This is a genomic window from Pseudomonas gingeri (assembly GCF_013386115.1).
GTDB classification, from domain to species: domain Bacteria; phylum Pseudomonadota; class Gammaproteobacteria; order Pseudomonadales; family Pseudomonadaceae; genus Aquipseudomonas; species Aquipseudomonas gingeri.
Genome location: NZ_JACAOR010000001.1, coordinates 667,642 through 686,718, shown reverse-complemented (window position 1 = coordinate 686,718; position 19,077 = coordinate 667,642). Strand labels below are relative to the sequence as shown.

Genomic DNA, 19,077 nt, shown 5'->3' with positions numbered 1-19,077 from the left:
GCCAATCCCTCTACACTGGCTGGCCTTGTTGTTTTTATGGATGAAAAAACGATGCCTGCCGACACCCCCTCCATCGTGATCGAGCGTTTTCGTGAAGCCCATCTCGAAGGCATCACCGCGCTCTACAACGAGCCCGCCGTTTGCCGCCAGGTGCTGCAGATGCCGTTCCAGTCCGTCGAGGTCTGGCGTCAGCGCCTGATCCAGCGTCAGGACAACGAACGCCTGCTTTCGCTGGTGGCGTTGCATGAGGGCGTGGTGATCGGCAGTTGCTCGCTGGAGCAATACGCCCGCGTGCGACGTAGCCATGCCGGCACCGTCGCGATGGGCGTTGCCACCGCCTGGCAGGGCAAGGGCGTCGGTTCGCAACTGCTGGCAGCGGTGCTGGAGGTGGCGGACAACTGGATGAACCTGCAGCGGGTCGAGCTCTGCGTGTATGCCGATAACGCAGCGGCCCAGGGCCTGTACCGCAAGTTCGGCTTCGAGGACGAAGGCGTGATGCGTGACTACGCGATTCGCGACGGCCGATTGGTGGACACCCTGAATATGGCGCGCTTGCGCCGGCAGGGTTGATAGACAACCTCTGTGGGAGTAGGTGAGGGACATGTTGGATAGGTTTCATGTAGAAGAGGTTTTATGTAGAAGAGGTTCTATGTAGAAGAGGTTCTATGTAGAAGAGGTTCTATGTGGGAGCGGGCTTGCCCGCGAAGCTTTTCAGCGCTCTTGAGGACGCCTTCGCGGGCAAGCCCGCTCCCACAATGATCCAATCCCACAGTAATCCATCGTCACAGTGACCCGCTCCCACACAGGGCCATTCCCATACAAGCGCTCTTTCACACAAACCCGTGCCGACAAAAACCTGCTGTCACAACACCGTCTGCGGCCAGCCACCACCGAGAGCCTTGTACAACTGCACCAGATCGGTCGACACCTTGGTCGAACTGTCGGCCAGGGCGCTCTGGGTGGCGATCAACGCGCGCTGTACCCCGAGCACATTGATAAAGTCGATGGCGCCTTCCTTGTAGCGTTGCCGGGCGCTGTCCAGGGCGATGCGGTTCTGCCTCACGGCTTCCTCCAGCGAGGCATGATGGCGCTGTTCGGCGCTGTAGTCGGTCAGGGCATTGTCCACTTCGTGCCAGGCCCCGAGCACCGTGCGCTGGTAGTTCAGCGCCGCTTCCTGCTGCTGGTGTTCACGCAGTTCGAGGGTCCCGGTCAGGCGACCGCCCTGGAAGATCGGCAGGTAGAGGCTGGGGCCGAAGTTCCACTGTCGTGAGCCCCAACTGCCGATGTCCGAACCTTCCAGGGTCTGGAAGCCGAAACTGCCGCCGAGGCTGACCCGCGGATAGAAGTCGGCCTTTGCCACGCCGATGGCGGCGGTGGCCCGGTGCAGGGTGGCTTCGGCCTGCTGGATGTCCGGGCGGCGTTGCGCCAGTTCCGAGGGTAGGCCGACCGGTACCCGGGTCGGTGGCAGCGGAATCGCTGCCGCCGGCGACAGTCGTGCGCTGAGGCTGCGCGGTTGTTCGCCGAGCAGGTAGCTCAGGGCATTGATCAGCCGGGCCTGTTGCGCTTCCAGCAGGGGCAGGCGGGCTTCGATATCGGCGACCTGGGCGGCGGCGTTGGCGGTGTCGAGCCGGGTGGTGACACCGTTGTCGTAGCGGGTCTGGGTCAGGTCGCGGCTTTGCCGGGCGATATCGAGGTTCTGCCGGGCGACCTCCAGGCGTGCCTGGGTGCCGCGCAGGCGCAGGTAGTCGTCGGCGGTCTCGGCGGCGACGCTGAGCAACACGCCGTTGCGCTGGGCCTGGCTGAGGTCGACCGCCGCATCGGCGCTTTCCAGGCCGCGCCGCACATGGCCCCACAGATCGACTTCCCAACTGGCATCCAGGCCCAGGGTCCACAGATCGAAGGGCGAGCGACCATTGTTGTTCGACGCATCCAGCAGGCCGGTGGCGCTGTTGCGTTCACGCTGGTAACTGCCGGAAGCGGAGACACCGGGCAACTGTTCGCCGCCGGCGACTTGCCGGGCCGCGCGGCTTTGCAGCAGGCGCTCATTGGCGGTGCGCACATCGAAGTTGGCGCGCGCAGAGCGTTCGACCAACTCTGACAGCAGCGGGTCGTCGAACTGCCGCCACCAGTTCACGTCGATGGCCTGGGCCGCCGCATTGCTGCGTACGTCCTGCGGCGCGACGCTCCAGGCGTCGGGCAGTTCGGCACGGGGCGTGGTGAAGTCCGGGCCGACACTGCAGGCGCCGAGCCCGGCGAAGGCCAGCAGGCAAAAATAGCCACGCATGCTATCGGCTCCCCTCAGTGATGACCCGGGCGATCACCGACATGCCCACGCGCAAGTCGTCCAGGCCCGACTGGTCGTGGTCGAAGACGATTTTCACCGGGATCCGTTGCACCACCTTGGTGAAGTTGCCGGTGGCGTTGTCCGGGGCAATCGCGGAAAAGCTCAGCCCGGTGGCCGGGGCCAGGCTGTCGATATGGCCGCGATAGGTGCGGTCGGGGAAACTGTCGATACTGATGTCCACCGCCTGGTCGGGGCGCATATGGGCCAACTGGGTCTCGCGGAAGTTGGCGACGACATAGGCATCGCTGACCGGGACCACGGCCATCACCGCCTTGCCCGGGGCGACATAGGCCCCGACCCGGACGCTGCGCTGGCCGATCAGTCCGTCGCGGGGAGCGACCACATGGGTGTAGGAGACATTCAGATCGGCCTGGACCAGTGTCGCATGCGCCTGCTGCACCGCCGCCTCGGCCATTTCCAGGCGAGCCTTGAGCACCTCCCGGTTCTTCTGCTGTTCCAGCGTGGCCGCCGCGTCATGGTCGCGCGCCGCTTGCCAGCGGGCCAGATCGGCGTCGGCCTTTTGCTGTTCTTCGCGGGTTCCCGCGCCAGCACTGGAGAGGTTGCGATAACGCTGCGCATTGGCCTCGGCAAAGCGCAGGGACGCCGCCGTCGAGCGCAGGGTCGCGTCGGCCTGGGTGATCAGCGTGGCCTGGCGCTCCAGTTCCGCGGCGAGGTTCTTCACCTGGGCCTGGGCGGCGTTGACCGCGGCGATGGCGGCAGCCTGCGCGGCCTGGTAATCGCGGGCGTCGATTTCCAGGAGCAACTGGCCGGCCTTGACCGGTTGGTTGTCGGCCACCGCCACCTTGCTCACCACCCCGGCGATTTGCGGGGCGATCAGCACCGAGTCGGCGCTGACACGGGCGTCGTCGGTGCTTTGTGCACCATCGCTGTGGAACAGGTGATAGCCGGTATACACCACGGCCAGGAGCACGGCGCCCCCGACCAGGCTGAGAGAGAGTCTGGGTTTCATGGCATTTTCGGTGGTTGAGGTGGGAAGGGCCGGGTCGGCAGGGTCAGCAGGAGAATCGCCAGGATCGCGATCAGCCCGATGATTGCCAGGAAGGCATCGCTGAAGCTCAAGATGAAGGCTTGTTCACGCAGGCGGCCGGCCATGGCCGCGATCGGTTGTTCTTCCAGTAGCGGGGCCAGGGCCTGCTGGCTGGAGGCCCACTGGTCCACCAGGACATTGGAGTGCCGGTGCTGGCGGGCGGTGATGAAGTTTTCCAGCAGTACCGCGCCGATCACCGAGGCCAGGCCGCGAATCGAATTGACCATGGCCGAGGCGAAGGGACCTTCCATGGGCTGGATCACCCCGGTGGCGGTCATCAGCAGGGGGACGACGATCATCGGCTGGCCGAAGGTCTGCAACAGTTGCAGCCCATAGAAATCCTCGCGTACCCAGGCGCTGGTCAGGTACGAGCCCCCGAGACAGGCGAGTGTCATCAGGACCAGGCCACAGGCGATCACGTAGCGCGAGTCGACCCAGTTGCGGTTGATCACGGTTGCCACCAGCGGCGCCAGCAGCAGTTGTGGCAGGGCGATCAGCAGCGCCAGGGGCATGGTCTGGGCAGCCCGATAGTCCTGGATGTGGCCCAGGTAGTTGGCGGGCAGCGCGACCCCCGACATCGACACCATCACGAACAGTGCCAGGGTAGCGATGCCATAGGCGAAGTTGCGGCGCTCGAGCAGTTGCACCTTGAACAGCGGCAGCGGATGGAACCACTCATTGAGCAGGAACAGCGGCAGGCAGATGGCCGCTCCGCCCAGCAGCAGGCAGATCAGTGGCGACTCCAGCCAGTCCAGGCGTTCACCCTGCATCAGGCCGATCACCAGCATCGTCAGGCCACCGCAGCCGAGCAACGCGCCACGCCAATCGGCCTGCCTGAAACGCTCCAGGCGCAGCGGGTCCTGCGGAATGCCGTAGGCGATAAAGGCGGTGGCGAGCAGACCGAAGGGGGCGATCTGCCAGAACACCAGGCGCCAGTCGAGGTTTTCGGTCCAGGCGGCGGCCAGGGGCAGGGAGATATTCGGGCCGAAGGTCGCGGTCATCGCGTAGGCCGACAGCCCGTACAACTTGTAGTGCCACGGCAGGAATCGCAGGGCCACGGTCATCAGCAGCGGCGGCAGGGCGCCGCCCGCCAGGCCTTGCAACACCCGCAGCAGCAACAGCACGTCGAGGTTGGGCGCCAGCGGGCACAGCACACCGAAGAAGCTGAAGGCCAGGGTCATGGCCATGGCGAAGCGCCGCAGGGAAAAGGTCACTGCCAGCCAGGGTGCGATCAGCATCGCCGAGACCTCCGCGGCTGCATACAATGCGCTGATCCATGTGCCCTCGTCATGGCCGATGCCGAACACGCCCAGCACATCCGCGAGGGCGAGTTCGGTGACCCGATCGTTGATACCCGAGGTCAAGGCCGCAATCAGTACGCCCACCAGCCCGATGATCAGGCGCCGGTCGAACGGTACTGCCGCGGGTGGCGGGGGAAGGGGGGACACCATGCACGCAAATCCTGTGAGAGGCGGTTGCGTGAAAACGTGACCGCTGCCAATAATTCGGTACACTGTATCATTCAGTGGTACAGAGGAGCAATATCCATGTCAGTGCCTGAAACTGAACGCGGCAGCATCCAGGTCATCGCCCGAGCGGCGGCGATCCTGCGCTGCCTGGAAAACGAACCGGGTGGCCTGAGCCTGGGAGCGATCGCCAAGCGCATCGACTTGCCGCGCTCGACGGTCCAGCGCCTGGTGGACGCGCTGGCCCTGGAGCAGTTGCTGGAAATCCAGGGACCGGCCGGCGTACGGCTGGGGCCGGCCCTGATGCGCCTGGCCTCCCACAGCCATGTCGATGTGACACAAAAGGCCCGGCCTTATCTGGAGCAGTTATCCCGTGAAACCGGAGAGACCGTGGTCCTGTTGCATGCCAGCGGCGCCGAGTTGCTGATCCTGCAGATGGCCGTGTCGAACCAGCCGTTGCGGGTGGTGCCGGATGCCAGCTCGTTCCTGACCATGCATGCGACCTCGGGGGGCAAGGTGCTGCTGGCGCGCATGAGCGACGAGGCGGTGACGCAACTGTTGGGGAAAAATCTCAAGAGTCTGACGCCGAGGACCCAGACCCACCTGCCGGACCTGCTGGCGGAGCTGGCGCATGTGCGGCGCACGGGCGTGGCGTTCGACGCCGACGGGCATATGCCGGGCGTCAGTGCGATGGGCGTCGAGCTGGTGATCGACCAGACGGCCTACGCCTTGTGCGTGGTGGCGCCGTCGGTGCGTCTTGAAGGCGCGCGCGATGAGGTGCGCGAGTGTCTGCTGGCTACGCAGAAGTCCATGCTGAAGGCTTTTGACAGCGTCAGATAAGCCGCCCCACAGGGGCTTCGATCGTTCCCGCGCAGAGCGTGGGAACGATCAGGGAAGCTGCGTGGGCGGGCCCACTCCTGAAAGCGCTGGTATCAGTTATTGAAATCGCAGGCTTGCGACATCTTGCGATAGGTAACGTCCTCGATCTTCCCGGCCTTGTCGACAAACTTCATATCGGCGTTGATCACCTTGCAGACCGAAGTGGGCTGTTCGGTCATGGAGATCAGCTTGTCGATGTTCAGTGGCATGCCGTAGTGATAGGGCACCGCCTGGGGCGCGGCGCTGGTGTCGGCCTGGGCCACGCCGGCAACGGCGGTCAGGGCCAGGGCACTGGTCATCAGCAGGGTACGAAGTTTCATGATGTATCTCCGAAGCAGGCTTGAGGTTCCGTTCAACACCCGATGCGTTGAACATGCCGCGGAGGGCGACAGAAAGGCTCTGCGCTGACGCGGTCGATTTCACTTTCCATTGCCGGGATTAACCCTGAATTAAGTGTAGGGCTTTTTATTAGGTAGCTAACGGAATCAGCAAGTGGCCAATCGCCATTGATCGGAATACCAAAGGATTCATACGAAAGTTAATGTCAAAAACATGCCGCTCATTGCTAGAATTCACCAATGCCTGCCAATAGGGTCAAAAAAACGGCAGGCCCCGGCGAAATTCAATTCAGGTGATCAGCGTGGCTAGAGGATTCGTACTGTACATGGCCGGGATGGCAGCGGTTCTGCTGGTGTTTGCCGTGTTGCTGGTGATGGTGCTGCGTTGAAGCACCGGCAATCCGCTCCCTTGCAGAACGTTTTGCCCCAGTGAGTGCTCAATTCGGCTGAGGTTGTTTCGGTGCCTGTGCAATGCCGGCCAGCTTGAGAACGCCTTCAACGCCGGGTGCACGCGCAAAGCGCTTCGAACCCTCCTGTCCCGACCTGTAACCCTCCCTCGCCACCCAGGGGCGCCCGCCCCGAAATCACCCACCTGCGCACTGCTTTGGGGCCTTGGCACCCACTGTCACGTTGCTTTCCGTAGCACTGTGCTTTGCCACCTCCCGTAACAGTGTTTTCCTGGAAAATTCTATCTGTTTGATTCGTATGGCCTTTTTCGTATGGCTAGGTGATGTCAGGTTCCTGTGGCACACTTTCTGCTCTCTATTCCGTTGTTACATACTAAGTTCCGTTATAACGGAATACACATCATCGGAGTGCAACGTCATGCATCGCGTACCTTCCTTGTTCAAAGCGTGTGCTTTTCTTTTTGCCGCCACGGCGGTCGTGGCCGGGGCCGCCCAGGCTGCCGACAGCAAGCTCGACAGCGTACTCAAGCGCGGACACCTGATCGTCGGCACCGGCAGCACCAACGCGCCGTGGCACTTCCAGGGTGCGGATGGCAAGTTGCAGGGCTTCGATATCGATATCGGCGCGATGATCGCCAAGGGCCTGTTCAATGATGCGAGCAAGGTCGAGTACGTGGTGCAGTCTTCCGACGCACGGATTCCCAACCTGCTGACCGACAAGGTCGACATCAGTTGCCAGTTCATCACCGTGACCGCCAGCCGCGCCCAGCAGGTGGCGTTCACCCTGCCGTACTACCGCGAGGGCGTTGGCCTGCTGCTGCCCGTCAACAGCAAGTACAAGGAAATCGATGACCTGAAGGCCGCCGGCGACAAGGTCACCGTGGCCGTGCTGCAGAACGTGTATGCCGAAGAACTGGTGCACCAGGCGCTGCCACAGGCCAAGGTCGACCAGTACGACAGCGTCGACCTGATGTACCAGGCCGTGAACTCCGGTCGTGCCGACACCGCCGCCACCGACCAGTCCTCGGTCAAGTACCTGATGGTGCAGAACCCTGGCCGCTACCGCAGCCCGGCCTACGCCTGGAGCCCGCAAACCTACGCCTGCGCGGTCAAGCGCGGCGACCAGGACTGGCTGAACTTCGTCAACACCGCCCTGCATGAATCCATGACCGGCGTCGAGTTCCCGACCTATGCGGCGTCCTTCAAGAAATGGTTCGGCGTGGACCTGCCGTCCCCGGAGATCGGTTTCCCCGTCGAATTCAAGTGATCCGTCAAGGGCAGGGCGCCGCTGGCGGCGCCTTGTCGAAGGTACTCTGAACCATGAACTATCAGTTGAACTTTGCCGCCGTCTGGCGCGATTTCCCCAGCTTGCTGGCAGGGCTTGGCCTGGGCCTGGAACTGGCCCTGCTGTCGATTGCCATCGGCTGCGTGATCGGCCTGATGATGGCGTTTGCCTTGCTCAGCAGGCATCGCGCATTGCGGGTGGTGGCTTCGGTGTATGTCACGGTGATCCGTAACACGCCGATCCTGGTGCTGATCCTGTTGATCTACTTCGCCATGCCCAGCCTGGGCATCCGGCTGGACAAGATCCCCTCGTTCATCATCACCCTGTCGTTGTACGCCGGTGCCTACCTGACCGAAGTGTTCCGTTCCGGCCTGCTGAGCATTCCCAAGGGCCAGCGCGAGGCCGGGCTGGCGATCGGCCTCGGCGAATGGCAGGTGCGGGCCTACGTGACCGTCCCGGTGATGTTGCGCAACGTGTTGCCGGCGCTGTCGAACAACTTCATCTCGCTGTTCAAGGACACCTCCCTGGCCGCGGCCATCGCCGTGCCGGAGCTGACCTATTACGCCCGCAAGATCAACGTGGAGAGCTACCGGGTGATCGAAACCTGGATGGTCACCACCGCGCTCTACGTGGTTGCCTGTTACCTCATTGCCATGATGCTGCGTTACCTCGAACAGCGTCTGGCGATTCGCCGCTAGGAGTCTCCCATGTACGAATCCCCAAGCTGGCTGCATGAGTTGTGGGTCGCCCGGGACACCCTGTGGCAGGGCTTTCTGACCAGCGTGCAGTGTTCGGCCCTGGCCATTGTCTGCGGCACGCTGATCGGTATCGTCGCCGGGCTGGTGCTGACCTACGGCAGGTTCTGGATGCGCGTGCCGTTCCGCCTGTATGTCGACCTGATCCGCGGCACCCCGGTGTTTGTCCTGGTGCTGGCCTGCTTCTACATGGCCCCGGCGCTGGGCTGGCAGATCAGTGCGTTCCAGGCCGGTGCCCTGGGCCTGACGCTGTTCTGCGGCTCCCACGTCGCGGAAATCGTCCGGGGTTCGCTGCAGGCGATCCCCCGTGGCCAGCTGGAAGCGGGCAAGGCCATCGGCCTGACCTTCTACCAGTCCCTCGGCTACGTGCTGCTGCCCCAGGCACTGCGGCAGATCCTGCCGACCTGGGTCAACTCGTCGACCGAGATCGTCAAGGCCTCGACCCTGCTGTCGGTGATCGGTGTCGCCGAGTTGCTGCTCAGCACCCAGCAGGTGATCGCGCGGACCTTCATGACCCTGGAGTTCTACCTGTTCGCAGGGTTCTTGTTCTTCATCATCAACTACGCCATCGAACTGCTCGGTCGGCATATTGAAAAGCGGGTGGCGTTGCCATGATTCCGACTACCAGTCAAAACGACAAGCAAGCGCTGCTCAGCATTCGCGGCCTGCACAAACAGTACGGCCAGGTCGAAGTGCTCAAGGGCGTCGACCTGGAAATGCAGCGTGGCAACGTGGTCACGCTGATCGGCTCCAGCGGCTCGGGCAAGACCACGCTGTTGCGCTGCGTGAACCTGCTGGAAGAGTTCCAGGGCGGGCAGATCACCCTCGATGGCGAGTCCATCGGCTACAGCGAAGTCAACGGCAAGCGCGTTCGCCACCCGGAAAAAGTCATCGCCCAGCATCGGGCCATGACCGGCATGGCGTTCCAGCAGTTCAACCTGTTCCCGCACCTGACCGCCTTGCAGAACGTCACCCTGGGCCTGCTCAAGGTGAAAAAGCTGCCCAAGGACCAGGCCGTCGCCCTGGCAGAAAAATGGCTGGACCGGGTCGGCCTGCTACAGCGCCGCGATCACTTCCCGGGGCAGTTGTCCGGTGGCCAGCAGCAGCGCGTCGCGATTGCCCGGGCCATTGCGATGAACCCGAGCCTGATGCTGTTCGACGAAGTGACCTCGGCCCTCGATCCGGAACTGGTCGGCGAAGTGCTGGCGGTGATCAAGGGCCTGGCCGAGGAGGGCATGACCATGTTGCTGGTCACCCACGAGATGCGCTTTGCCTTCGAAGTCTCGGACAAGATCGTTTTCATGAACCAGGGGCGCATTGAAGAACAGGGACCACCCAAAGAACTGTTCGAGCGTCCGCAATCGCCGCGTCTCGCGGAGTTCCTCAAGAACACGCGTTTTTAACTTTCATTCAAGGAGAACATCATGAGCATTACTCGTTACGGCACCGGCAGCACCGCGGGTGGCGGTCAGCCTCGTCCTTTCGCCCGTGCCGTCGAAGCCGATGGTTGGCTGCATGTGTCCGGCCAGGTACCGGCACTCAATGGTGAAATCATTGTCGGCGGTATCGTCGAGCAGACGCACCAGACCATGAAGAACCTGATCGCGATTCTCGAAGAAGCCGGTTATGGCCTGGAAGACGTGGTGCGCGCCGGCGTCTGGCTGGAAGATCCACGGGATTTCTGGAGCTTCAACAAGGTCTTTTCCGAGTACTTCAAGCCTGAACACGCCCCCGCGCGGGCCTGTGTGCAGGCAAACATGATGGTCGACTGCAAGGTCGAGATCGACTGCATCGCGTACAAGAAGAAGTGATCGCCTGAGGGCCGCGAAAGCGGCCTAACGGTCGGCGCGGGACAATGGGTAAACTCCCCGGCAATTTTTCAATGGGATTGCACTGACATGACCGAAGACACCATCAAGCGCCGGGCAAAAGGGTTGGACCGGGCGTTCGATATCCTCGATTACCTCAAGGAAATCGGCCAGCCATTGCGCCCCAACGATATCGCCAGCGGCATCGGCAGCCCCAAGTCCACGGTCTACGAACTGGTGGCGTCGCTGCTGGAGCGACGGATCCTGGAAACAGTCGGCAAGGAGGGGCATGTCTACCTGGGCCGCCAGCTGTATTTCCTCGGCCAGGCCCACCTGCGTCATTTCGATCTCAGTCGCGAGGCCGATCACGCCCTGCAGGAAATCGTCAGCCAGACCCACGAAACCGCACAGATGTGCCTGCTCAACGGGCGCAAGTACACCGTGGCGCTGATGAAGGAGGGCGAGCGGCATTTCCGTATCTCCTCGGATATCGGTGAAAACGCGCCGATTCCGTGGACCGCGTCCGGGCGCCTGCTGCTGGCGCACCTGAGCGACCAGGAAATCATCGACCTGATCGACCACGACGACTTTATCCTGCCGGACGGCCAGCGCCTGCCACTGGAGGTGTTCCTCGGGGAAATCCGCCAGGCCGGTATCGACGGGTTCTTTTCCTTCGATAGCGTCGCCGACACCTTTACCCACTGTTTCGCCGCGCCCGTCAAGGACGAGCGCGGCATCTGCATCGCGACCTTGTGTATCGTCGCGCCACGGGCCGATGCGAAGAAAAACTACAACGACTATCGCCGGGTGCTGATCGACAGCGCGAACAACCTGGCCCGTCGTATCAACGAATAGCCGCGGCTGCGGCCGTGCCTGTCAAGGAGTCTGAAATGCCTGTTGCCATGAACATTCCCGCCGTGGAGAAAGGCGCGGCCGCCGTCGGTGCCCAACTGGTCCGTGACGTCAGCCTGCCGGCCCTGGTGCTGCACCGCGAAGCGCTGGAACACAATATCCGCTGGATGCAGGACTTCGTCAGCCGCAGCGGTGCCGAACTGGCGCCCCACGGCAAGACCAGCATGGTCCCGGCACTGTTTCAGCGTCAGTTGGCCCAGGGCGCCTGGGGCCTGACCCTGGCCACGGCGGTACAGACCCGCGCGGCCTATGCCGCCGGTGTGCGGCGGGTGCTGATGGCCAACCAGCTGGTCGGTACGGCGAACATGGCGTTGATCGCCGAGTTGCTGGCCGATCCGCAGTTCGAGTTCCACTGCATGGTCGATCATCCGGACAATGTCGCGGCCCTGGGCGAGTTCTTCGCCGGGCGCGGCCTGCGGCTCAATGTGATGATCGAATATGGCGTGGTCGGCGGGCGTTGCGGCTGCCGCAGCGAACAGGAAGTGCTGGATCTGGCCAAGGCGATCAAGGCCCAGCCGGCCCTGGCGCTGACCGGTATCGAAGGTTATGAGGGGGTGATCCACGGCGACGAGGCCGTCAGCGGCATCCGCGCCTTCGCCGGCTCGCTGGTGCGCCTGGCGGTGCATTTGCAGAACAGCGGTTCGTTCGATATCGGCAAGCCGATCATCACGGCCTCGGGTTCGGCCTGGTACGACCTGATCGCCGAAGAGTTCGAGGCCCAGGATGCCGACGGGCGTTTCCTCAGCGTGCTGCGCCCCGGCAGCTACGTGGCCCACGATCATGGCATCTACAAGGAGGCCCAGTGCTGTGTGCTGCATCGTCGTGGCGACCTCGGCGAAGGTCTGCGTCCGGCACTGGAAGTCTGGGCCCATGTGCAGTCGATGCCCGAGCCGGGTTTCGCGGTGATCGCCCTGGGCAAGCGCGATGTGGCGTTCGACGCCGGCCTGCCGGTGCCGTTGCTGCGCTACAAGGCTGGCGTGGTGCCGGCAGCGGGCGAGGACGTCAGCGCCTGCAAGGTCACGGCGGTGATGGACCAGCATGCCTTCATGACCGTGGCGCCAGGCTGCGAGCTGCGGGTCGGGGATATCGTTTCGTTCGGCACCTCCCACCCGTGCCTGACCTTCGACAAGTGGCGCGTCGGCTGCATTGTCGATGAGCAACTGAGCGTGATCGAGACCTTCGACACCTGTTTCTGAGGGAATAGCGCTTTTGCGGGCAAGCCCGCTCCCACAAGGCTCGACACTTGTGGGGCGGGCTTGCCGGACTGCCGCGAAGAGCCCCGCCCCGATACCGCGAGATTATTCCGTATGAGCACCCTGAACCTGCCACCACCGCGCATCGCCCTGATCGGCGAATGCATGATCGAACTGCAACAACACGCCGATGGCAGCCTGCAGCAGAGCTTCGGCGGCGACACCCTGAACACCGCGGTCTATCTCAGCCGTGAACTGGCCGGCCGCGGCTCGGTGGATTACGTCACGGCCCTGGGGGACGACAGCTTCAGCGACGCCATGTGCCGGATCTGGGCCGAAGAGGGGATCGGCCTGGACAAGGTCCAGCGCCTGCCCGGACGGTTGCCCGGCCTCTACTGCATCCAGACCGACGCCCGTGGCGAACGCCGTTTCCTCTACTGGCGCAACGAGGCGGCGGTCCGCGATTGCTTCACCACGCCGGCGGCGGTGCCGATCCTCGCGGCGCTGCCGGACTACGATGTGCTGTATTTCAGCGGCATCACCCTGGCAGTGCTCGGCGAGCTTGGCCGGGAGAAGCTGATTGCGGTGCTGCAGGAGGCTCGTCGTGGCGACACCCGGGTCGTCTTCGACAACAACTATCGGCCGCGTCTCTGGACGGGTGTCGAACAGGCACGCGCGGCTTATCGTTCGATCCTGCCGTATGTCGACCTGGCCTTGCTGACCCTGGAAGACGAGCAGGCACTGTTCGACCATGCCGACGGCACGGCGGTATTCAGTGCCTACGAGCAGATCGGCACGTCGGAAGTGGTGCTCAAGCGCGGTGCCGAGAGTTGCTTGATCCGCTGTGACGGCGAGGCGTTCGAAGTGCCCGCGCAAAAGGTCGAGACCGTGGTGGACACCACGGCGGCCGGGGATTCGTTCAGTGCCGGGTATCTCGCCAGTCGCCTGACCGGCGGCGATCCGCAGCAGGCCGCGCTGGCCGGGCATCGGCTGGCGAGCCGGGTGATCCAGGTGCGCGGGGCGTTGATTCCCCGAAGTTGAGTGTCGTTCCTGCGGGCCTCTTCGCGGCGATGCGGCGTCCCGACAAGCCCGGCTCCCACACGACTACGATCCGTGGGAGCCGGGCTTGCCCGCGAAGAACGATGACGCGGTTCTGCGCTTCAGTCGCGGTAGAACACTTGCACCAGGTGATAACCGAACTTGCTCTTGATCGGTCCGTGCACAGTACGCAACGGCTTCTTGAAGATCACCTGGTCAATCGCGCCGACCATCTGCCCCGGGCGGACTTCCCCCAGGTCGCCGCCGCGCTTGCCCGAAGGGCAGGTGGAGTATTTCTTGGCCAGGACATCGAACGCTTCGCCCTTGGCGATGCGCTGCTTGAGCTGTTCGGCTTCCTCGGCGGTCTTGACCAGGATATGACGGGCTTGGGCTTTCATTGACGGGTTACCTTGAAACGGTGGGGCGGACGACAGGGCGCGCGATTATGCCTGAAGATCAGTCCGCGTGGCCGATCATGTCGCGCACCCGGTTGGCCAGCAGATCCAGGGTAAAGGGCTTGGCGATCAGGTCCATGCCTTCTTCGAGAAAACCCTGGCGCTCGGCGGCTTTCTCCGCATAACCGGTCATGAACAGCACCTTGAGTCCCGGCCGATGCTGGCGGGCGATCTCGGCCAGCTGCCGGCCGTTCATCCCCGGCAGGCCGACATCGGTCACCAGCAGGTCGATGCGCAGCGACGACTCCAGCAACGGCAGGGCGGTGCGCGCATCGGCGGCCGGATGGACGGTGTAGCCCAGCTCGTCCAGCACGTTGAGCACCAGCATGCGCACCGCCGGATCGTCCTCCACCACCATCACCGATTCGTCGGCGGCGGCCGTCGGCGACTGCGGGTGGTCGGGCGCGGGTAGCGCTTCGTCGGCCATGGCATGGAAACGCGGCAGGTAAAGACGCACGCAGGTGCCGGCACCGGGCTCGCTTTGCAGCGTGACATGGCCGCCGGATTGCTGGGCAAAACCATAGATCATCGACAGCCCCAGGCCGGTACCCTGGCCGATGGGCTTGGTGGTGAAGAACGGATCGAAGGCCTTGGCCAGGATCAGCGGACTCATGCCGGTGCCGTTGTCGCTGACGCCGATCATCACGTAATCCCCGGCCTTGACCGACTCCAGGGTGCTGATATCACTGCCGTCGAGGTAGCTGTTGGCCGTCTCGATCAACAGCGTGCCGCCGTCTGGCATCGCATCGCGGGCATTGATCACCAGGTTGAGCAGGGCGCTTTCCAACTGCCCGGTATCGGTGTTCACCGGCCAGATATCCTGGCCCAGGCGGACCTGCAGTTCGATATGGGCGCCCTTGGTGCGACTGAACAGTTCTTCCAGCGAGTGCACCAGCTGGTTCGGGTCGATGCGCTTGCGGTCCAGCGATTGCCGGCGGGAGAAGGCCAGCAGGCGGTGGGTCAGGGCCGCCGCGCGCTGGGCCGAACTGACCGCGGCATCGGCAAAACGGCCGATCTCGGTACTGCGCCCGGCGGCGATGTAGCGCTGCATCAGGTCAAGGCTGCCGATGATCCCGGTCAGCATATTGTTGAAGTCGTGGGCGATACCGCCGGTCAACTGGCCGACCGCTTCCATCTTCTGGGCATGGCGCAGGGCATCTTCGGCGCGCTCGCGCTCGAACATTTCGTTCTGCAGGCGCTGGTTCGACTCGGCCAGCGCCTGGGTGCGCTGGGCCACGCGCTCTTCGAGGGTTTCATTGAGGTTGCGCAGGGCCTCTTCGGTCTGTTTGCGCTCGGTTTCGTCGCTGACGAAGATATAGAAACCGTTGACCGCTCCGTCCTGGCCATAACGTGGCAGGTAGCGCATCGCCGCATGCCGGTCGCGGCCGTCGCGGTGCGGGCTGTCGACGCTGAAACTGCAGGCCTTGCCCGCCAGCGCGCCGGCGATATGCTCGGCGCGCTGGGCGTAGGCGTGCTCGCCGAGCACTTCGCGCAAGGTCTTGCCGTAGAGTTCCTGGGGCGTCTTGCCGAACCAGTCGAGATAGGCGCTGTTGTTCAGGCGAAAGCGTTCCTCGCGGTCGACATAGCCGATCAGCGCGGGCACGGCATTGATCACCAGTTGCAGCTCGGTCTGGCTCTGGCGCAGGGCCTGTTCGCTGTGCTTGCGCTCGGTGATGTCCAGGGCCGCGCCGACAAAGCGCTGGGCCCGGCCGTGGGGGCCCTGGTAGCAACGGCCACGGGCGAACACCCAGCGTATCTGGCCGTTGGCCTGGACCCGGTATTCCTCGGCGTGCTCGGTGTTGTTCTCCAGGCAATGCTTGATGCCGCGGGCCACCAGGCCACGGTCTTCCGGGTGAACGCTCTCCATGTACACGCTGAGGGGCGTCTGCGCCGCCAGTGCCGGGTCGACGCCGTGCAGCCGGGCAAATCGCGCATCGGTGACGAAGCGGTCCTGGTCGATATCCCAGTCCCAGGTGCCGAGGGTGCCGGTGGCGGCCATTGCCAGTTGCAGGCGCTCCTCGCTGTCCTGCTGGGCCTTGATGCTGGCTTCGGAGCGCTGTTGCAGTTCGAGGGCCAGGCGCCGGCGTTCGTTGGTTTCGATCGCGGTGACCAGGATGCCGGCAACCTTGCCCTGTTCATCGCGCACCGGGCTGTAGGTCAGGTCCAGCCAGAGGTCGATTCTCACCCCGCCGTGGTGCACGCCGAAATGCTGCTCCGGCAGGCTGCGGGTCTGGCCTTCCAGTACGGCCTGGAAGATCGGCGCGTTGAAATCCTGGTAATCCGGCCAGGTGTCGTCTGCCGGCCGGCCGAATGCCAGTGGGTGGCGGTCGCCGATCAGGCGCCCGAAGCCGTCGTTGTAGATCTGTACCAGCCGTGCGCCCCAGAGCAGCAGCATCGGCATGGGCGAATGGGTGACGATATCCGCTGCGGTACGCAGGCTCTGGGGCCAGCCATCGATGGCGCCCAGGGGGCCGTGGGACCAGTCCTGGTGGCCCATGAGAGTGGCGACGTCGTTGTCGGGGATCGATCCGTTCATAAACCTGCCTTGAAGGTGAAGCTTTGAGTTGCGCGGCGGCTTATTATCCCGCCAAGCTGTAGACCATTGCCAATTCGAAATGACACCGGATTAATTGTTCAAACCTCAATTGACTGTATTGCGGACACCTTTGCCATGGAAATCCACGCGTTATTGAAAACCCTGGCCGCCCAGGACGGTTCGGACCTGTACCTGTCGACCGGGGCACCACCGTGTGCCAAGTTCAACGGCGTGCTCAAGCCATTGGGCACCGAAGCCCTCAAGGCCGGGGAGGTGGCGCTGATCGCCGACGGTATCATGGACGCCGAGCAGCGCCAGCAGTTCGAGCGGGAATTGGAGATGAACCTGGCGATGTCATTGCCGGGTGTCGGGCGTTTCCGGGTCAATATCTTCAAGCAGCGCAACGAGGTCTCGATTGTCGCCCGTAACATCAAGCTGGAGATTCCCCGCTTCGAGGACCTCAAGCTGCCGCCGATCCTGCTGGAAACCATCATGGAGAAGCGTGGCCTGGTGCTGTTCGTCGGCGCCACGGGCTCGGGCAAGTCCACCTCCCTGGCGGCCCTGATCGACTACCGCAACCGCCACAGCAGCGGCCATATCATCACCATCGAAGACCCGGTGGAGTATATCCATCGGCACAAGAAGTCGATCATCAACCAGCGTGAAGTGGGGGTCGACACCCGCAGCTTCCATGCGGCGCTGAAGAACACCCTGCGCCAGGCTCCGGATGTGATCCTGATCGGCGAGATCCGTGATCGCGAAACCATGGAGCATGCCCTGGCCTTTGCCGACACCGGGCACCTGGCGATTTCCACCCTGCATGCCAACAACGCCAACCAGGCCCTGGACCGGATCATCAATTTCTTTCCGGAAGACCGTCGCCCGCAACTGCTCAACGACCTGGGCAACAACCTGCAGGCCTTTGTCTCGCAACGACTGGTGCGCACCACCGACGGCAAGCGCCGGGCGGCGGTGGAGGTGATGCTGGGCACGCCGACGATTCGCGATTTCATCAAGCGCAACGAGTTTTCCGAGCTCAAGGGCATCATGGAGAAGTCCGAGATCAGCGGCATGCAGACCTTCGACACGGCCTTGTTCCACCTGGTGGTGGAAGGCGCGATCGACGAAGAGGAAGCGCTGAAGAATGCCGACTCGGTGAACAACCTGCGCCTGCGCCTGAAGTTGCATCAGGACAACGGCGCGCTCGCCCAGCAGAACACACCGCCCGCACCGCCGGTGGCGGCACGGGAGCTGGATGTGAAGGATTGGGGCCTGGTGGACGATGGCGAACGCGGTCCGGGTTGAACCTGGCGACCCAGCGTCCCCGGGCGTGGCTCAGGGGAGTACCGCCCTGAGGGCGACGATTTTCCCCGCGACAGTGGCCGTGGCGGCGGCATAGCTGCCGCTGGTGTCTATATCGATGCCCCTGACAGGCTGCCCCTGGTAGGCCCCCAGGGGTTGCACGCCGTTTTCAACGGTCCAGGTGGCACCGCTGATGACCTGGGCGGTGTTCGTCTGGTCCAGCAGTAGTCGATTGCTGTCGGCCAGGGCGGCGATGGCGAGGGAGGTGATGTTCGCTGCCGGGTTGACGAGGAATATCTGGCTGGTGGCTGGATGCCAGAGCCCGGCGCCGAAGCCGCCCGATGCCAATTGGTAGGTAACCGCCACATAACCCAGGTTGTTGGCGAACTTGGCTTGATTCGCCGGATGACCGGACATGTTCAGCAATTTCGGCACGCTGGACGGGGTTGCCCAATAGGTGGCTGTCGGTTTGGATGTCGCCGGGTCGACGCAGGTGCCGAAGACCTGGCGCACCGAGTTCACCCCCACGGCTTCGCAGTGACTGTTGGCGGGGAGCGGCAAGTTGGCCACGGTAAAGCCGAGCAGTCCGTTGGTGGCAAGCTTTGGCGTCACGGAGCCATCGGGGTTGGGGCAATTGAGCGCGATATCGACGTTGTTGAAGGCCCGGTCGTTGACGGCGACCGGCACGCAGTTGTCGCGCACCAGTGGCACGCCAAGCAGGGCCAGGGCGACGGCGTTGCCCTGGCTCCAGGCGACGGAGGCGGCTTGGCCTGCATTGTTCAGGCTCCTGCCGGCGGTAATACCCGTGACTTTGCTCCGAGCGGTGGCCTGGGCGCTGGTATCGGGCAGCAGGCCGGTGCCGAGCAGCGACAGGGGCTTGTTTTCCGTCGGATTGTTGTTGGCGGATGACCAGGTTGTCACATTCTCCTCGCCGGTGAGGGTTGTGCAAGTGCCGAGTATGCGATTGGCAGCCCCTGTCTGCGGTTCGTTGCTGATGCTGTTGGCCCGGCACGAGTTGCCGGGATTCAGCGGGGTCAGCGCGACCCCCGGATCGACCCAGGCGCGATCCGGCCCGCCCGGGGTATCGGAACCGATGGCACCGACGACCCTGCCGGAACTGTTCACCGATTGCGCGATGCTGCTGGCGGTCGCGCTGACAGGCCCGACGGGTTGAAAGGTGGCGGCTTGCGTGGACGTGGTCGTGAGGCCGGCGAACAAGGCACCGGTGATGACGAGAGCGGCGGTTGGGGGGGGCAGGCGGCTTTCCATGGTTGATCCATCCCTGATGAGCAAAGGTTCTTTGACCCACCT

The 19,077-nt window shown here is 63.7% G+C and carries 18 protein-coding genes; 11 read left to right on the top strand and 7 right to left on the bottom strand.

The genetic code is table 11. The features are described 5' to 3' along the window. The first annotated feature begins 51 nt into the window (after positions 1-51). Entirely contained in the window at positions 52-570 is a 519-nt protein-coding gene (locus HX881_RS02885; RefSeq protein WP_042936559.1) for a GNAT family N-acetyltransferase, read from the top strand. Between the two features lie 292 nt (positions 571-862). On the opposite strand, the gene HX881_RS02880 is transcribed toward HX881_RS02885, so the two are convergent. From HX881_RS02880 to HX881_RS02870, 3 genes are read right to left on the bottom strand one after another with little or no spacing between them, the layout of a single operon-like run. Then, positions 863-2,284 carry an efflux transporter outer membrane subunit gene (locus HX881_RS02880; RefSeq protein WP_177082653.1) on the bottom strand — a complete coding sequence of 474 codons (1,422 nt, stop codon included), beginning with the start codon at positions 2,282-2,284 and terminating at the stop codon, positions 863-865. A gap of 1 nt (position 2,285) precedes the next feature. Continuing rightward, positions 2,286-3,314 (bottom strand): HlyD family secretion protein, encoded by a 1,029-nt coding sequence (locus tag HX881_RS02875; protein WP_042936476.1) that lies wholly within the window; start codon positions 3,312-3,314, stop codon positions 2,286-2,288. Beyond that, a complete protein-coding gene (locus tag HX881_RS02870; RefSeq protein ID WP_177082651.1) occupies positions 3,311-4,843 on the bottom strand; it encodes an MFS transporter in 1,533 nt (510 codons plus the stop codon). The genes HX881_RS02875 and HX881_RS02870 overlap by 4 nt, the downstream gene beginning before the upstream one ends. A gap of 96 nt (positions 4,844-4,939) precedes the next feature. On the opposite strand from HX881_RS02870, the gene HX881_RS02865 reads away from it, so the two are divergent. Next, positions 4,940-5,698, top strand: a complete 759-nt coding sequence (locus HX881_RS02865) for an IclR family transcriptional regulator (RefSeq protein ID WP_017128475.1) — start codon at positions 4,940-4,942, stop codon at positions 5,696-5,698. A 92-nt stretch (positions 5,699-5,790) separates the two neighbouring features. Here the strand turns inward: HX881_RS02865 and HX881_RS02860 are convergent, their stop codons facing one another. Next, positions 5,791-6,057: a DUF2790 domain-containing protein gene (locus HX881_RS02860; protein WP_017128474.1), complete on the bottom strand. Its 267-nt coding sequence runs from the start codon at positions 6,055-6,057 to the stop codon at positions 5,791-5,793. 843 nt (positions 6,058-6,900) lie between these two features. Here HX881_RS02860 and HX881_RS02855 point away from each other — a divergent pair. The 8 genes from HX881_RS02855 to HX881_RS02820 all read left to right on the top strand — a co-directional run bounded on the left by HX881_RS02855 (position 6,901) and on the right by HX881_RS02820 (position 13,476). Further along, the gene (locus HX881_RS02855) at positions 6,901-7,749 is read left to right on the top strand and encodes a transporter substrate-binding protein (RefSeq protein WP_017128473.1); all 849 of its coding nucleotides are present in this window, start codon (positions 6,901-6,903) and stop codon (positions 7,747-7,749) included. A gap of 53 nt (positions 7,750-7,802) precedes the next feature. Next, complete coding sequence (locus tag HX881_RS02850; protein ID WP_177082649.1) at positions 7,803-8,465, top strand: amino acid ABC transporter permease; 663 nt, start codon at positions 7,803-7,805, stop codon at positions 8,463-8,465. Positions 8,466-8,474: 9 nt separating this feature from the next. Continuing rightward, entirely contained in the window at positions 8,475-9,137 is a 663-nt protein-coding gene (locus HX881_RS02845; protein WP_017128471.1) for an amino acid ABC transporter permease, read from the top strand. Further along, complete coding sequence (locus HX881_RS02840; RefSeq protein ID WP_017128470.1) at positions 9,134-9,925, top strand: amino acid ABC transporter ATP-binding protein; 792 nt, start codon at positions 9,134-9,136, stop codon at positions 9,923-9,925. Before HX881_RS02845 ends, HX881_RS02840 begins: the two co-directional genes overlap by 4 nt. 21 nt (positions 9,926-9,946) lie before the next feature. Beyond that, positions 9,947-10,333, top strand: coding sequence for a RidA family protein (locus HX881_RS02835; protein WP_017128469.1), 387 nt, complete (start codon positions 9,947-9,949; stop codon positions 10,331-10,333). An 87-nt stretch (positions 10,334-10,420) separates the two neighbouring features. Next, complete coding sequence (locus HX881_RS02830) at positions 10,421-11,185, top strand: IclR family transcriptional regulator (protein WP_017128468.1); 765 nt, start codon at positions 10,421-10,423, stop codon at positions 11,183-11,185. Between the two features lie 35 nt (positions 11,186-11,220). Beyond that, positions 11,221-12,438: an amino acid deaminase gene (locus HX881_RS02825; RefSeq protein ID WP_017128467.1), complete on the top strand. Its 1,218-nt coding sequence runs from the start codon at positions 11,221-11,223 to the stop codon at positions 12,436-12,438. A 111-nt stretch (positions 12,439-12,549) separates the two neighbouring features. After that, the gene (locus tag HX881_RS02820; RefSeq protein WP_017128466.1) at positions 12,550-13,476 is read left to right on the top strand and encodes a sugar kinase; all 927 of its coding nucleotides are present in this window, start codon (positions 12,550-12,552) and stop codon (positions 13,474-13,476) included. A 119-nt stretch (positions 13,477-13,595) separates the two neighbouring features. Here the strand turns inward: HX881_RS02820 and HX881_RS02815 are convergent, their stop codons facing one another. Both HX881_RS02815 and HX881_RS02810 read right to left on the bottom strand, forming a co-directional pair. After that, the gene (locus HX881_RS02815; protein WP_007932676.1) at positions 13,596-13,871 is read right to left on the bottom strand and encodes a peptidylprolyl isomerase; all 276 of its coding nucleotides are present in this window, start codon (positions 13,869-13,871) and stop codon (positions 13,596-13,598) included. A 58-nt stretch (positions 13,872-13,929) separates the two neighbouring features. After that, on the bottom strand, positions 13,930-16,464 hold the full coding sequence (locus tag HX881_RS02810; RefSeq protein ID WP_177082647.1) for a PAS domain-containing hybrid sensor histidine kinase/response regulator: 2,535 nt from the start codon (positions 16,462-16,464) through the stop codon (positions 13,930-13,932). A 135-nt stretch (positions 16,465-16,599) separates the two neighbouring features. Between HX881_RS02810 and HX881_RS02805 the strand changes: the two genes are divergently transcribed. After that, the gene (locus tag HX881_RS02805) at positions 16,600-17,769 is read left to right on the top strand and encodes a PilT/PilU family type 4a pilus ATPase (protein WP_042936475.1); all 1,170 of its coding nucleotides are present in this window, start codon (positions 16,600-16,602) and stop codon (positions 17,767-17,769) included. A gap of 30 nt (positions 17,770-17,799) precedes the next feature. On the opposite strand, the gene HX881_RS02800 is transcribed toward HX881_RS02805, so the two are convergent. Further along, positions 17,800-19,035, bottom strand: coding sequence for a hypothetical protein (locus tag HX881_RS02800; protein WP_177082645.1), 1,236 nt, complete (start codon positions 19,033-19,035; stop codon positions 17,800-17,802). Positions 19,036-19,077: the final 42 nt, after the last annotated feature.